General features: G+C 62.6%; 11 protein-coding genes. 7 read left to right on the forward strand and 4 right to left on the reverse strand.

What is annotated here, in order from left to right; genetic code table 11:
* Positions 1-23: 23 nt before the first annotated feature.
* Positions 24-278 carry a DUF6489 family protein gene (locus tag J6524_RS32755; protein ID WP_225678028.1) on the reverse strand — a complete coding sequence of 85 codons (255 nt, stop codon included), beginning with the start codon at positions 276-278 and terminating at the stop codon, positions 24-26.
* 98 nt (positions 279-376) lie between these two features.
* A complete protein-coding gene (locus J6524_RS32760; RefSeq protein ID WP_225678029.1) occupies positions 377-1,630 on the reverse strand; it encodes an NAD(P)/FAD-dependent oxidoreductase in 1,254 nt (417 codons plus the stop codon).
* A 190-nt stretch (positions 1,631-1,820) separates the two neighbouring features.
* Between J6524_RS32760 and J6524_RS32765 the strand changes: the two genes are divergently transcribed.
* From J6524_RS32765 to J6524_RS32795, 7 genes are all read left to right on the forward strand, one after another.
* Positions 1,821-3,416: an ABC transporter substrate-binding protein gene (locus J6524_RS32765; RefSeq protein ID WP_225678030.1), complete on the forward strand. Its 1,596-nt coding sequence runs from the start codon at positions 1,821-1,823 to the stop codon at positions 3,414-3,416.
* Positions 3,417-3,520: 104 nt separating this feature from the next.
* Entirely contained in the window at positions 3,521-4,501 is a 981-nt protein-coding gene (locus J6524_RS32770) for an ABC transporter permease (RefSeq protein WP_057844461.1), read from the forward strand.
* 12 nt (positions 4,502-4,513) lie between these two features.
* Positions 4,514-5,485, forward strand: a complete 972-nt coding sequence (locus tag J6524_RS32775) for an ABC transporter permease (protein WP_225678031.1) — start codon at positions 4,514-4,516, stop codon at positions 5,483-5,485.
* Positions 5,482-6,480, forward strand: a complete 999-nt coding sequence (locus J6524_RS32780) for an ABC transporter ATP-binding protein (protein WP_225678032.1) — start codon at positions 5,482-5,484, stop codon at positions 6,478-6,480. The genes J6524_RS32775 and J6524_RS32780 overlap by 4 nt, the downstream gene beginning before the upstream one ends.
* Entirely contained in the window at positions 6,477-7,475 is a 999-nt protein-coding gene (locus J6524_RS32785) for an ABC transporter ATP-binding protein (RefSeq protein ID WP_225678033.1), read from the forward strand. Before J6524_RS32780 ends, J6524_RS32785 begins: the two co-directional genes overlap by 4 nt.
* Before the next feature lie 103 nt (positions 7,476-7,578).
* Positions 7,579-9,381 carry a gamma-glutamyltransferase family protein gene (locus J6524_RS32790; RefSeq protein ID WP_225678034.1) on the forward strand — a complete coding sequence of 601 codons (1,803 nt, stop codon included), beginning with the start codon at positions 7,579-7,581 and terminating at the stop codon, positions 9,379-9,381.
* Positions 9,382-9,394: 13 nt separating this feature from the next.
* Entirely contained in the window at positions 9,395-10,105 is a 711-nt protein-coding gene (locus J6524_RS32795) for a DUF1028 domain-containing protein (protein ID WP_225678035.1), read from the forward strand.
* Between the two features lie 87 nt (positions 10,106-10,192).
* Here the strand turns inward: J6524_RS32795 and cnbZ are convergent, their stop codons facing one another.
* On the reverse strand, positions 10,193-10,936 hold the full coding sequence (gene cnbZ, locus J6524_RS32800) for a 2-amino-5-chloromuconate deaminase CnbZ (protein ID WP_225678036.1): 744 nt from the start codon (positions 10,934-10,936) through the stop codon (positions 10,193-10,195).
* A gap of 207 nt (positions 10,937-11,143) precedes the next feature.
* The gene (locus J6524_RS32805) at positions 11,144-14,242 is read right to left on the reverse strand and encodes a multidrug efflux RND transporter permease subunit (RefSeq protein WP_225678037.1); all 3,099 of its coding nucleotides are present in this window, start codon (positions 14,240-14,242) and stop codon (positions 11,144-11,146) included.
* Positions 14,243-14,257: the final 15 nt, after the last annotated feature.

Here is a 14,257-nt window from a genome sequence, read left to right on the forward strand (position 1 = left end):
ACCCCGCCCTCCGCGATGGACACTTATTTCTTGTCCTTCTGAGCCAGGCCGCCGAGGCCCGCCATGGTCACGAACATATCCTGGAACCGTTCGGCGATCTTCGGATCGAACGTGAACCAGCTCTGGATCAGCGACTCAGGCGAAACCTTCTCGATATTGGCCATCACCTGCTGCTGCATCTTATCCATCACGGCGGTCTGCATCGGCGAGACGTCGGGCAATCCAAAGAACTGCCTGGCCTCCAGCGGCGTGCAATCGATTTCCACGTTAACTTTCATGACCGCTCCTCTTGCTGGCTTCCCTGCAGTATCGCCACGATGGCCCTGATCGCGCAAGGAAAAGACCTGGGCCCCGGCCCCCTCAATTCCCGATATGGTCAACCAAAGCGTTCGACGGCGAATGGCCTGACATCGGCAAAGGGGGTCTCGCCGGTCATCATTTCCGCCAGCAGGCGACCGGTCGCGGGTCCGAGCGTCAGGCCATGGTGCTGGTGGCCGAAGTCGAACCACAGCCCGACATGGCGGGGAGCCTTGCCAATGACCGGCAGCATATCGGGCAGACACGGCCGTGCCCCCATCCAGGGCTTGGCATCGACCGGCCCGCCCAGCGGAAACAGTTTGTGCGCCCGCGGCAGCGCCCGTTCGACTTGGACCGGCGTCGGCGGCGCATCGCGGCGAGCAAACTCCGCGCCGGTTGTCAGCCGAATGCCGCGGTTCATCGGCGCCAGCAGAAAGCCCAGATCGGTGTCCAGCACGGGATGATTCAGGATCGCATTGCCGCGCGGCTCTAGGTGCAGATGATAGCCGCGCTTGACCTGAAGCGGGATCGAATAGCCGAGCGGTTTAAAGATCTGGTCCGACCACGGCCCCATCGCCACCACGACCTCGCGCGACGTAATGGTCCCCTCCAGCGTTGCTACCTTCCACCGCCCACCGGACTGTTCAAGCGTTCGGGCATCGCCGACCAGATAGCGTCCGCCCTTGCGGCCGAACAGCGCAGCATAAGCCTTGGCCAGCCCACCGGGATCAGGCACGAATCCCGGTGCGGGAAAATGTATTGCACCGCTGAAATCGCCGGTCAGGTGCGGCTCGCGCGCGATCACCGCCGGCCCATCCAGTACTTCTCCGGTGACGCCATGCTCGGCCGCACGCTTGAGATCCTTCAGCGCCCCGGCAAGCGTCGCCTCCGAACGAAACAGCTTGATCCAACCGGTCCGCCGCAACAGCTCCGGGACATTGGCTTCTTCGATCAGCGCCTCATGTTCGATCAGGCTGCGCTGGATCAGCGGCAGCTCGGCCATTGCACTGTGCAGTGCACGCTTCGGCGACGAGGCGAAGAAATACTGTGCCAGCCAGGGCAGGAATTCCGGCAAATCCCTGAAATGATAGCTTACCTGCGGCGCGCGCAGGAACGCATAGCGCAGGATCTCGCCGACATCCCGCGGAAACATGTAGGGAAAGACCGAGGCGCATTCGATCAAGCCGCCATTGCCGTAGCTGGTCTCCTCGCCGGCAACTTCGTGCCGGTCGATCAAGACCACGTTTCGGCCTCGCTTCTGCAAGTGCAGTGCGGCGCTGACGCCGACCATGCCCGCACCGAGGACGAGAACGTCGGCCTTCAGTTCCGCCATCCAACACTCCGAAAGTTCAATGTCACGTGCTCGCGCGCACGCCTTAAGGTGCAACCTAGACTTTGCCGCACCGCCGCGCAAACCGGCATGCAGTGCGGGATAATGATGCTTGCGCGGTGGCTGGACTCTGGCAACATGGCTCGGCAATATCCGCCGTTAAATTGCTGATCAACGCGGGGAAATCGAACAAATGCGGGTACGTCAGACTTTGCTTGCAGCGGCCACGGCTTCCATCCTTGCCCTGGCCATGGCGCCGGCATCGGCCCAGACCCTGCGCTATGCCAACCAGGGCGACCTCAAATCGCTCGACCCCTACACGCTCAACGAGAGCACCACCCACGCCCATCTCGGGCAGGTCTTTGAGGGCCTGACCGCCCGCGACAAGGACCTGAAGATCATCCCCGCGCTAGCCGAGAGCTGGGAAACGCCAGAGCCGACCCGCTGGCGGTTCCATCTGCGCAAGGGCGTCAAATTCCACAACGGTGATCCCTTCACCGCCGACGACGTGGTCTTCTCGGCGGACCGCGTTCGCAAAAAGGGGTCGAACCTGCAGACCCGCGTCGCTCCGGACACCAAGGTCGTCAAGGTAGATGACTACACCGTCGACTTCATCCTGAGTTCGCCCAATCCCATTCTCAATTCGCAATGGGATACTTGGTACATCATGAGCAAGAAGTGGGCCGAGGCGAACAATGCTGTCGAACCCACGCCCGCCGCGGCAACGACGCCGAGCTTCGCCTCGCTCAACGCCAATGGCACCGGCGCCTTCTCGATCGAAAGCCATCAGCCCGGCGTCAAAACCGTGTTCAAGGCCAATCCGAACTGGTGGCGCAAGCCAGAACACAACATCAAGGAAATCGTCTTCACGCCGATCGGCTCGGACGCGACCCGCGTCGCCGCGCTGCTGTCGGGCGAAGTCGATGTCATCGAGCCGGTGCCGATCCAGGATATCACGCGCGTCGATTCCAGCCCGAACGCCCAGGTGATGAAGGGTCCGGAACTCCGCACCATCTTCCTCGGCATGGACCAGACGCGTGATGAACTGCTCTACTCCAACGTCAAGGGCAAGAATCCATTCAAGGACATCAAGGTGCGTGAGGCCTTCTTCAAGGCCATCGATGTCGAACTGATCAAGACCCGCGTCATGCGCGGCCTATCGACGCCCTCGGCGCTGATGATTGCGCCGCAACTGTTCAAGCTCTCCGGTGACTTCACGCGGCCAAAATTCGATCCCGACGGCGCCAAGAAGCTTCTCACTGAAGCCGGCTATCCCGACGGTTTCGAAGTCACGATGGACTGCCCGAACGACCGCTACGTCAACGACGCCGCGATCTGCCAGGCTGTGGTTGGCATGCTGGCCCGCATCGGCGTCAAGGTGACGCTATTGGCCCAACCCAAGGCGCAGTATTTCGCCAAGGTGCTGAAACCCGGTGGCTATCAGACTTCGATTTATCTGCTCGGCTGGACGCCCGGCACACTCGACTCCCACAACGTCCTGTTCGACATCATGGGCTGCCGCGACGATCCGAAGTCCAACCGCGGCGAGGCCAATCTGGGCGGCTATTGCAACAAGAAGCTCGACGAACTGACCGACAAGGTGCTCCAGGAGTCCGACACCAACAAGCGCGACCTCCTGATCAAGCAAGCGTTCGAAATCGGGGCCAAAGACTTCGGCTACATCCCGCTGCACCAGCAGGCGCTGGCTTGGGGCGTGTCGAAGAAGGTCAAGCTGAGCCAGCGCGCCGACAATCAGGTCCTGCTGTACTGGGCGACCAAACAGGACTAGTCAGGCGTCAACACGGGTCCCGGCGGCTTGGTGGCTTCCGGGACTTTTCTTTTCGAGGCGACAGCGACGTCCGCCGCCGTACAAGAGAGCAGTGAAAGGAATCCATGCTCGCTTTCACTCTTCGCCGCGCAATCCAGGCCATTGGCGTCATGATCGCGGTCGGCGTCATTGCCTTCTCGATGTTCCGCTTCGCCGGCGACCCCGTTAACCAGATCGTTTCCTTGGATACGCCAGCGGCAGAGCGGGAAGCCGTACGCAAGTCGCTCGGTCTCGACGATCCCGTGCCGGTGCAGTTCGCCCGCTATTTTGCCAATGCCGCGCAGTTCAAGTTCGGAGTGTCCTATCAGTTCCGCCAGCCGGTCTCGAACCTGTTGATGGAGCGAATGCCCGCGACGCTGGAACTCGCCGCCTGCGCCACCGTTCTCGCGATGGTGTTCGGCATCCTGATGGGGGTCTATTCGGCGCTGCGGCGCGACACGATTCTCACGAAGTTCTTTCAGGCAGTCTCGTTGATCGGAATCTCGCTGCCGACGTTCCTGATCGGCATTCTCCTGATTTATCTGTTCTCGGTGACGCTGGGCTGGCTGCCTTCTTTCGGCCGCGGCGACGTGGTGCGGATCGGTTGGTGGACGACCGGACTGCTTACTCTGTCCGGGCTGAAGGCGCTGATCATGCCCTCGATCACGCTCGGTCTGTTCCAGATGACCCTGATCATGCGGCTGGTGCGTGCTGAAATGCTGGAAGTGCTCCGTACCGACTACATCCGTTTCGCCCGCGCCCGCGGCCTGACCACGCGCGCGATCCATTTTGGCCACGCGCTGAAGAACACCCTGGTTCCCGTCATCACCGTTGCCGGCCTGCAGTTTGGCTCGGTTATTGCCTTTGCCATCATCACCGAAACTGTCTTCCAGTGGCCGGGCATGGGATTGTTGTTCGTGCAGGCCGTCCAGAACGTCGATATTCCGATCATGGCCGCCTACCTGCTGATGGTGTCGCTGATCTTCGTCACCATCAACCTGGTGGTCGATATCCTCTACACCGTCGTCGATCCGCGCCTGCGCTCGACCATCCGCCGTCCGGCATAAGCGAGAAATCCGATGTCCGACGCCGTGGTCCCACACCGAGTTGAACAGAACGCGCCAACAGCGCGTTCTGGAGCGAGCTGGCTGAAACGCGCGCTCGACAGCGACATCTTCTATTCATTCCGCCGTTCGCGAATGACCATGGTGGCGGCGGCCGTCACCGTTCTATTCTTCCTGCTGGCGATCTTTGCCTCGCAGCTTGCGGTGCAAAATCCCTTCGATCCGGCGCAGCTGCAATTGATGAACTCGCGGATCTCGCCGATATGGACCGCCGATGGGCAGAGCCCGTTCCTGCTCGGAACCGACGAACAGGGCCGCGACGTGTTCTCCGCCATTCTCTACGGCCTGCGGATATCGCTCGTCGTCGGCCTGCTCGGCGTGATCCTTGCCGGCACGCTTGGCATCACCCTTGGATTGATCGCCGGCTATGTCGGCGGCGCGGTCGACGGCTTGATCATGCGGATCGCCGACGTGCAGCTCACCTTCCCTGCTATTCTGATCGCGCTATTGGTCAATGGTGTTGCCAAATCCGTGCTCGGCAACCGGCTGGATGCCATGAGCACGCTCGGAGTGTTGGTGATCGCGATCGGCCTGAGCTTCTGGGTGCAGTATGCGCGCACGGTGCGCGGCTCCGTGATGGTCGAGAAGAACAAGGACTATGTCGCCGCCGCGCAGCTCATCGGCCTGCCCGCGCCCAAGATCATGCTGCGCCATGTGCTGCCGAACACGATGGGCCCCATACTCGTCATCGCGACCATCAACCTCGCGCTTGCCATCATCACCGAGGCGACGCTGTCGTTCCTCGGCGCCGGTATGCCCGACACCATGCCCTCGCTCGGCACCTTGATCCGGATCGGCAACAACTACCTCTTCGCCGGCGAATGGTGGATCGTCGCCTTCCCCGGCATTGCGCTGGCGGGGCTGATCCTCTCCATCAACCTGCTGGGCGACTGGCTGCGCGACGCGCTCAATCCAAAACTCCGATGACCGTTCCTGTCCTCTCCGTTCGCAATCTCGAGGTGGAATTCCTCACCCGCCGCTCTACGCTGCGCGCGATCAACGGGGTTTCCTTCGACATCGCCAAGGGCGAGGTGCTCGGCGTGGTCGGCGAATCCGGCGCCGGCAAATCCGTTACGGGGCTTGCCGTGATCGGGCTGATCGATCCGCCCGGCCGCATCTCGGGCGGCGAAATCTATCTGTCGGGAACGCGCATCGATCATCTGCCTCCGGAGGAAATCCGCCGTGTCAGGGGCAAACGGATCGGCATGATCTTCCAGGATCCGCTGACGAGCCTCAATCCGCTCTACCGCATCGGCGACCAGATCGTGGAGACGATCCGCACCCACATGAGCCTGTCGGAGACGGCGGCACGCAAGCGCGCCATCGATCTGCTGGCTGAAGTTGGTATTCCCGCGCCGGACAAGCGTATCGATGCCTATCCGCACGAATTCTCCGGCGGCATGCGCCAGCGCGTCGTGATCGCGCTTGCAATCTGCGCCGAGCCGGAGCTGATCATCGCCGACGAGCCGACCACCGCGCTCGACGTTTCCGTGCAGGCGCAAATCATCTCCCTGATCAAGCGGCTCGGCCGCGACCACGGCACTGCCGTGATGCTGGTGACCCACGACATGGGCGTGATCGCCGAAACGTCAGACCGCGTGGCGGTGATGTATTCGGGGCGAATCGCCGAGATCGGCCCGGTGCAGGACGTCGTGCAGAACCCAATGCATCCCTACGCCAAAGGCCTGATGGGCGCGATCCCGACGCTCGCCGGTGAAGAGAAGCGCCTGGTGCAGATTCCAGGCTCGATGCCACGCCTGTCGGCGATCCCACCCGGCTGCTCGTTCAACCCACGCTGCGCCTTTGCGTTTGACCGCTGCCGCGTCGATCGGCCGGAGCCGCTCAAGCAGGGCTCGCATGCGGTGGCCTGCCATCTCTACGATACCGCGCCCAGCGATACCGCGAAGGAGACCGCGGCATGACGGTCTCCTTTGTCGATGTCCGAAATTTGCGCCGGGTGTTCGACGTCTCGAAGCCGTGGCTCAACCGCGTGCTCGAAGGCGGCCATTTGGAATTTCTGAAAGCCGTCGACGGCGTGACGTTCGATATCAAGAAGGGTGAGACCTTTGCGCTTGTTGGCGAGTCCGGCTCGGGCAAAACGACCGTGGCGCGGATGGTGGTGGGTTTGCTACCGCCGAGCTCGGGCGACGTCATGATTGACGGCGTATCGATGACAGATCCCAGGCAGTCTCAGGCGCGGCAGCGGCTGCGCCGTCGCATCCAGATGATCTTCCAGGATCCCTATGCGAGCCTCAATCCGCGCTTCCGGGTCGATGCCATTGTCTCCGAGCCGATCCGCGCCTTCGACCTGATCCAGGGCGAGCGTGACATCGCCGGACGTGTCGGCGAACTCTTGAGCCTGGTCGGGCTGCATCCTGATGACGGGCTGAAATATCCGCATGAATTCTCCGGTGGTCAGCGCCAGCGCATCGCGATCGCACGGGCGCTGGCGTCGGAAGCCGAGTTCATCGTCTGCGACGAGCCGACCTCGGCGCTTGACGTTTCCGTGCAGGCGCAGATCCTCAATTTGATGCGCGACCTGCAGGACAAGTTCGGGCTGACTTATCTTTTCATCAGCCACAACCTCGCCGTAGTACGCCACATGGCAACGCGCATCGGCGTGATGTATCTCGGCCGCATTGTCGAGATCGCCGAGGGGCGCGAGCTGTTCGCCAATCCGCGGATGCCCTATACCAAGATGCTGCTGGGTGCGGTCCCGGATCTGGCGATGTCCGGTCGCCAGCGCATTCCGGTCAAGGGCGAAATCCCCAATCCGATCGATCCGCCGCCCGGCTGCTCCTTCAATCCGCGGTGCCCGCTTGCGTTCGATCTCTGCCGCAAGCAGGCGCCCGCGCTGATCAACGGCGTCGCCTGCCACGCCGTCAACCATCCGGTCGAGACCGCCGCCGTGGTATGATCACGGGGATGGCAGCGATGCGTAGCATGCCATTGGTTGGCATTCAGCCTCGCCTGTGCTCAAGTGAACCGGCATCGCGATTTCAGCACCGCGTCGGACTCTCATGAGCAACATCAATCCCGATCCCTTCACCACGAGACCCGAAATCGAAGGTACGTTCGGCGTCGTGACCTCGACCCATTGGATCGCGACCGCCGTCGGCATGAGCATTCTGGAGAGGGGTGGCAACGCGTTCGATGCCGGCGTTGCCACCGCATTTACGCTGCAGGTGGTGGAGCCGCATCTGAACGGTCCGGGCGGCGATGTGCCGATCATCGTGCATGACGTCAAACGCGGCACCGAAGTGATCTGCGGCCAGGGACCGGCGCCCGCAAAAGCCACCATTGCGCACTACAAGAGCGAAGGCCTCGAAATGGTGCCGGGCACCGGCCTGCTCGCGGCCTGCGTGCCCGGCACGTTCGAATCCTGGATGCTGCTGCTGCGCGACTACGGCACGATGCGGCTGCGCGATGTGCTGGAGCCTGCGATCGCCTATGCTCGTGACGGCTATCCGCTGGTCGAGCGCGCCTCCGCGACCATTCAAGTGGTCGAACAATTATTCCGCAAGCACTGGACGACTTCCGCGGCGGTCTATCTGCCGAACAACGAGGTGCCCAGGCCCGGCACGCTGTTCACCAACAGGCAGCTCTCGGAAACCTACGCGCGCATCCTGAAAGAAGCCGAAAGCGCCGGCGGTGACCGCGTCGCGCAGATCGAACGCGCCCGCAAATCGTGGTCGCAGGGATTTGTGGCAGAAGCGATCGATAAATTCTGCCGCACGCAGGAGGTGATGGATGTCTCTGGCTCGCCGCATCGTGGCGTGCTTTCCGCCGACGACATGGCGCGCTGGCAGCCGACCGTCGAGGCGCCGCTGACTTATGAGTATGGCCGCTACACTGTCTGCAAGCCCGGCGTCTGGAGCCAGGGCCCGGTGATGCTGCAGCAGCTCGCGCTGCTCAAAGGCTTTGAGCTCGACGGCCTCGATCCGGCCGGTCCTGACTTCATCCATCTGCAGATCGAATGCGCCAAGCTCGCCTTCGCCGATCGCGAGAAGTTTTACGGCGATCCCAAATTCACTGATATCCCGATCTCGACGCTACTGTCCGATGCCTATAACGACGAGCGCCGCAAACTCATCTCCAGGGACAAAGCCTCGCTCGATTTCATCCCCGGCTCGGTGGAAGGTTTCGGCTCGGTTGTCAAACTGCGGCGCGCTGAAGGCCATCGCGAAGCGGTCGGCGCCATGGGCGCGGGCGAGCCGACGGTCGGCCGCTTCGGCGAGGTGCGCGGCGACACCGTGCATTTCGATATCATCGATCAGGCCGGCAACATGGTCTCGGCGACGCCGTCCGGCGGCTGGCTGCAGTCCTCGCCGGTCATTCCCGAACTCGGCTTCTGTCTCGGCAGCCGCGCGCAGATGTTCTGGCTGGAAGAAGATCACCCGGCCGCGCTGGCACCCGGCAAGCGGCCGCGCACGACGCTCTCGCCCACCATGGCGCTGCGTGATGGCGAGCCCTACATGGCCTGGGGCTCGCCCGGCGGCGACCAGCAGGATCAATGGACCACGCAATTCTTCCTGCGTCACGTCCACGCCAAACTGAATCTGCAGGAAGCGATCGACGCGCCGGCCTGGCATTCCGAACATTTCCCGATCTCGTTCTGGCCGCGCACCGCGCGTCCCGGCGTGCTCGTGCTCGAAAGCCGTGTGCCGAAGGCGACGATCGATACGCTGAAGAGCCGCGGCCATGTCGTCGAGATCGGCCCCGAATGGTCCGAGGGGCGCCTTACTGCGGCCTCCCGGATCGGCCGCCGCCGCCGCGCCGCCGCCAATCCCAGGGGCATGCAGGGCTACGCCGCGGGCCGGTAATCGGAGAGACAAGATGACCTGGTCGATCATCGCGCACGATCCCTCAACCGGCCAGATCGGCATTGCGGTTGCGACCAAGTTCTTCGCGGTCGGCGCACGCGTGCCGCATATCGCGCCGGGCATCGGCGGCATCGCAACGCAGGCGCTGGTCAATCTCTATTATGGGATCGACGGGGTGAAGCTGCTGCGCGACGGCCGCAGCCCCGTTGAAGTGGTGGACATTCTGCTCTGTAGCGACGATGGGCGCGAGGCCCGCCAGCTTCATGTCATGGATGTCAAGGGCCGCATCGCCGCGCATACCGGCAAGGAATGCATCGACTGGTGCGGGCACATCCGAGGCGACGGCTTTTCCCTTGCCGGCAACATGCTGGCGGGCGCCGCCGTGCTCGACGAAACCGCGAAAGCCTATGTCGCCAACGCCGCCCTACCCTTTGCGCAGCGGCTGATCGCGGCGATGAAGGCCGGCGAAGCTGCCGGCGGCGACAAGCGCGGCAAGCAATCGGCGGCGCTATTGATCCATGGCGAAGAAGAATGGTCCGATCTTGACCTGCGCGTCGACGACCACACCGATCCGCTGGCCGAACTCGAACGGCTGGAACAGGTGAGCCGCGAGCGCTGGGTGCATTTTCGTCCCTTCCTGCCGACGCGGAGAAATCCGGCCGGGATCACCGACCGCGCAGTGATCGACGGAGCGATCGAAGCGACGACGGCGGCGAAGGCATGACCGCGGGCCTGCCGATCGAGATCGAGGGCCTGCGCGTCCTCTTCCATGGCGACGCCGCTGCGCGGCTCCTTCAGGATGAGGGTCTAACTAGATCACCACCTCCCGCAGTACCCTCCGGCAATCCATTTCATACTCAAGATCGATCACCGGCGGCCGCGCGAAATGCCAAGTCAGGCCCGAGCGCGCGGCGCCGCGGCGGACCAGCGCGTCGGCAAAGACGTGGTAGAAATCGTGGATAGTGTAGGTCTGCACACCAGTCGCATCCTTCCAGCCGAATCCGAATTCGCCCATGCGCTGCTCCATCACGCCGGCGACGTAACGGACCTTCTCCGCAATGCCTTCGGGGCTGATATCGCGGTAGCGCACGGTGCGCTCGGCATAGCTGGCGTTACCTTCCTGGGACTCGCCGCTGCCCGCAATCACAAAACTCGGCGGCGCGCTTTGGTTCGGCCGCGTGAACGAAAAAGCGTAGAACGACGGCTCGCTCGGCGGATCGATCTCTGGACAGACATTGCTACGCGCGACCGGATTGGTCGTGCCGTCATAGAGGCCCCACTCCGCCAGCGTCTTCACATAGTGCAGGTTGAAATTGCGAAAACCCTCGTCCGTGAACGCGGCGGGCGAGCGCAATTCACAGGCGCAGAATGAGGTCAGCGGACGGCCGGCTGCCTGAATGTACTTTGCGATCTGCGCAAACCCTGCCGCTAGCGGCACCGGCCCGTCGAAACGCACGCGCTCGATTTCGAAACCCGGGCTGGCGGCGACGCCACCGGAATACTGGAACACGGCGGGAATGAAACGGTAATTTCCGGCTGAGAAATCGCTCACCATGTCTGTTCCTCCAGATCTTGTCAGGCAAGTTCGTAGCGTTTCGATCACGTGGAGTACCGATTCGCGAAGAAACGCGTCGAAGCAATAACCGATGCCTGACCCACGCGCCCCCTTGCGACGCCTGCAAGGAAGGATATTACGGGCAGAGAAAAGGCGGCAATGGCTTTCGCCAGTCCCGCCTTTTCTTCGAGCATGAGCTTGGAGGGCTCAGGTCGGCTTCAGCGCCTGCCGACCGCCGAGATCGAAATCGGCGATCTGCTTGGCCCGCTCGGAGTTGGACTCGGCTTGGTGGTCTGTCGCAATCGTCATGTAGACCGCAGGCAGCACGAACAGCGTGAACAGGGTGCCGATCGTCATGCCGGCCACGACGACGAGGCCGATCGAGAATCGGCTGGCGGCGCCAGCACCCGAGGCCGTCAGCAGCGGCAACAGGCCCGTGACCATTGCCGCCGTCGTCATCAGGATCGGACGCAGCCGGATGCGGGCGGCCATCTCGATCGCCGAGCGGCGGTCGAGCCCCTCGTTAATCTGCAGCTCGTTAGCGAACTCCACCATCAGGATGCCGTGCTTGGTGATCAACCCGACCAGGGTCAACAGCCCAACCTGGGTATAGATGTTCATCGTCGCGACGCCGAAAAACAACGGGATCATGGCGCCGACGATCGCCATCGGCACGCTGATCATGATCACCAAGGGATCGCGCAGGCTCTCGAACTGCGCAGCCAACACCAGGAAGATGATGATGATAGCGAACGCGAAGGTGATCAGGAGCTGATTACCCTCCTGGACGTATTGCCGGGAGTCGGCCAGGAAGTCGTAGCTGAAGCCAGACGGCAGCTTCTTGGCCTCGCCCTGCAGGAATTCAACCGCCTGGCCCATGGTGACGCCCGGCATCGGCACCGCGGAAAAGGTCGCGGAGTTGAGCTGGTTGTAATGGGTCAGCGCGTTCGGATCGATGCCGGTCTCGACCGAGACGACGGTCGACAGCCGCACGAGCTGCCCGGTCGCAGCCGGGACGTAGTAGTTATCGAGCGATTCCGGCGCCAGGCGCTTATCGCGCGGCACTTGCGGGATCACCTGATAGGAGCGTCCTTCCAGGTTGAAGCGGTTGACGTAGTTGCCGCCGAGCAGCGTCGCCAGCGCGCCGCCGATCGACTGCATCGTGATGCCGAGGTCGCTCGCCTTGGAACGATCGACCTTCACCCGAACTACCGGCTGGTTGAACTCAAGATCGCTGTCGCTGACGATGAAGAGGCCGCTTTTGCGCGCGGCATCCTTCAGCTTCGCCATCTCCTCGTAGACCGCCTGGAACCCCGCAGTCGTGTTGATAACCATCTGGACCGGCAAACCGCCGGGACCGCCGGGCAGTGGCGGCAGGCTGAACGCGAACGCATTGACGCCCTCGATCTTCGACAGCTCCGCCTGTACCAGCGGCTGGAGCTGCTGGGCCGTGCGCTTGCGCTCATCCCAAGGTTTGAGCAGCATGCCCGCGAAGCCGCCCTGCGGACCGGTGATGCCGTTCAGGACGAAACGCAGGTCGGTCTCGGGAAACTTCTGGAACTCCTTGTCGATCTTGTCGCCATAGTAATCGATGTAGTCGATGTTGGCGTATTTCGGCGCCTTGGTGATTGCGAACACGATGCCCTGGTCTTCCTGGGGCGCCAATTCCTTTGACGTGTTCATGTAGAGGAAGCCGACCAGACCGAGCATGGTCAGCGCAAACAGGCCGGTGATCGGACGATAGTCGAGCGAGCGGTCGAGCTGGCGGCCGTACCAGCGCGTCATTGAACCGAATACCCTGTTGACCAGCCTGGAGAAACGCCCCTCTTCGGCGCTCTTGAGGAACACCGAGCACATCATCGGCGACAGCGTCAGCGCGATCACGCCCGACACGATGACCGAACCCGCGAGCGTGAAGGCGAATTCGCGGAATAGAGTGCCGGTCACGCCGCCGAGGAAGCCGATCGGCGCATACACTGCCGCCAGCGTGATCGTCATCGAGATGACCGGGCCCACGATCTCGCGCGCGCCCTTCAGCGATGCCTGCACTGGTGGCATGCCTTCCTCAAGATGGCGGTGAATGTTCTCCACCACCACGATGGCGTCGTCGACCACAAGGCCGATCGCCAGCACCATCGCCAACAACGTCAGCAGGTTGAAACTGAACCCAGCGGCAAGCATCAGAATGCAGACGCCGATCAGCGACAGTGGAATGGTGACGACGGGAATGATCACCGACCGAATCGAGGCCAGAAACAGGAAGATCACGATCACGACGATCAGCACCGCTTCGCCCAGCGTCTTCTGGACCTCGTCGATCGACGATTGGATGAACTTGGTGGAATCGTAGGCCACCTTCATCTTCATCGAGGGCGGCAGGTTACGCTCGAGCTCGGGAAACAGCGCGCGCACGCCCTTGACCAGCGTCAGCGGGTTGCCCTGCGGCGTCGCCTTGATGCCGATGAAGATCGCATGCTCGCCGTTGAAGGCGACGCTGGCATCCGTGCTCTGAGCTGCGAGCTCCACCGTCGCGATGTCCTCGACACGCACGAAGCCACCGTCCTTCGATTTGACGATCATCCGTTTGAACTGATCGATGCTCTGAAGGTCGGTATTGGCCGAGACGTTGGAGACGATGAAATAGCCCTTGGTCTGGCCGGCGGCCGCCTGGAAGTTGTTGGCGGCGATCGCGGCTGCAACGTCGTTCGGTGACACGCCGCGCCCGGCCATTCGAATCGGATCGAGCCAGAGCCGCATCGCAAAGGTCTGGCCGCCCAGGATGTCGGCGGATGCGACGCCATCGACCGTCGACAGTACCGGCTGGACGACGCGCGTCAGATAGTCGGAGATCGCCGAGCCGCTCAGCTCCTCGCTGGAAAATCCGAGATACATCACCGCGATCGTGTCGCCGGTCGCCTTGGTCACGACCGGGTCGAACGCTTCCCTAGGAATCAGGTATCTGACCGAATTGACCTTGGCGAGGACCTCGGTGAGAGCCTGGTTCGGATTAAAATTGAGCTTGACGTAGACCTGAATCGTCGAGGTGCCGAGCACCGACGATGAGGTGATGTAGTCGACACCCTCGGCCGAGGCGACAGCCTGCTCGAGCGGCGTGGTGATGAAACCCTGGATCAGGTCCGCCGACGCACCGGGGTACGACGTGGTGATCGTCACGACGGTATTCGACAGGTTCGGGTATTGGCGGATCGGCAGGGTGGTCGCAGCGCGCAGGCCGATCAAGAGGATCAGCATGCTGACGACGACCGACAGCACCGGGCGCTTGATGAAAATATCAGTGAAGGCCATCGCCTACCTATTCTT

Source organism: Bradyrhizobium hereditatis (genome assembly GCF_020329435.1).
GTDB classification, from domain to species: domain Bacteria; phylum Pseudomonadota; class Alphaproteobacteria; order Rhizobiales; family Xanthobacteraceae; genus Bradyrhizobium; species Bradyrhizobium hereditatis.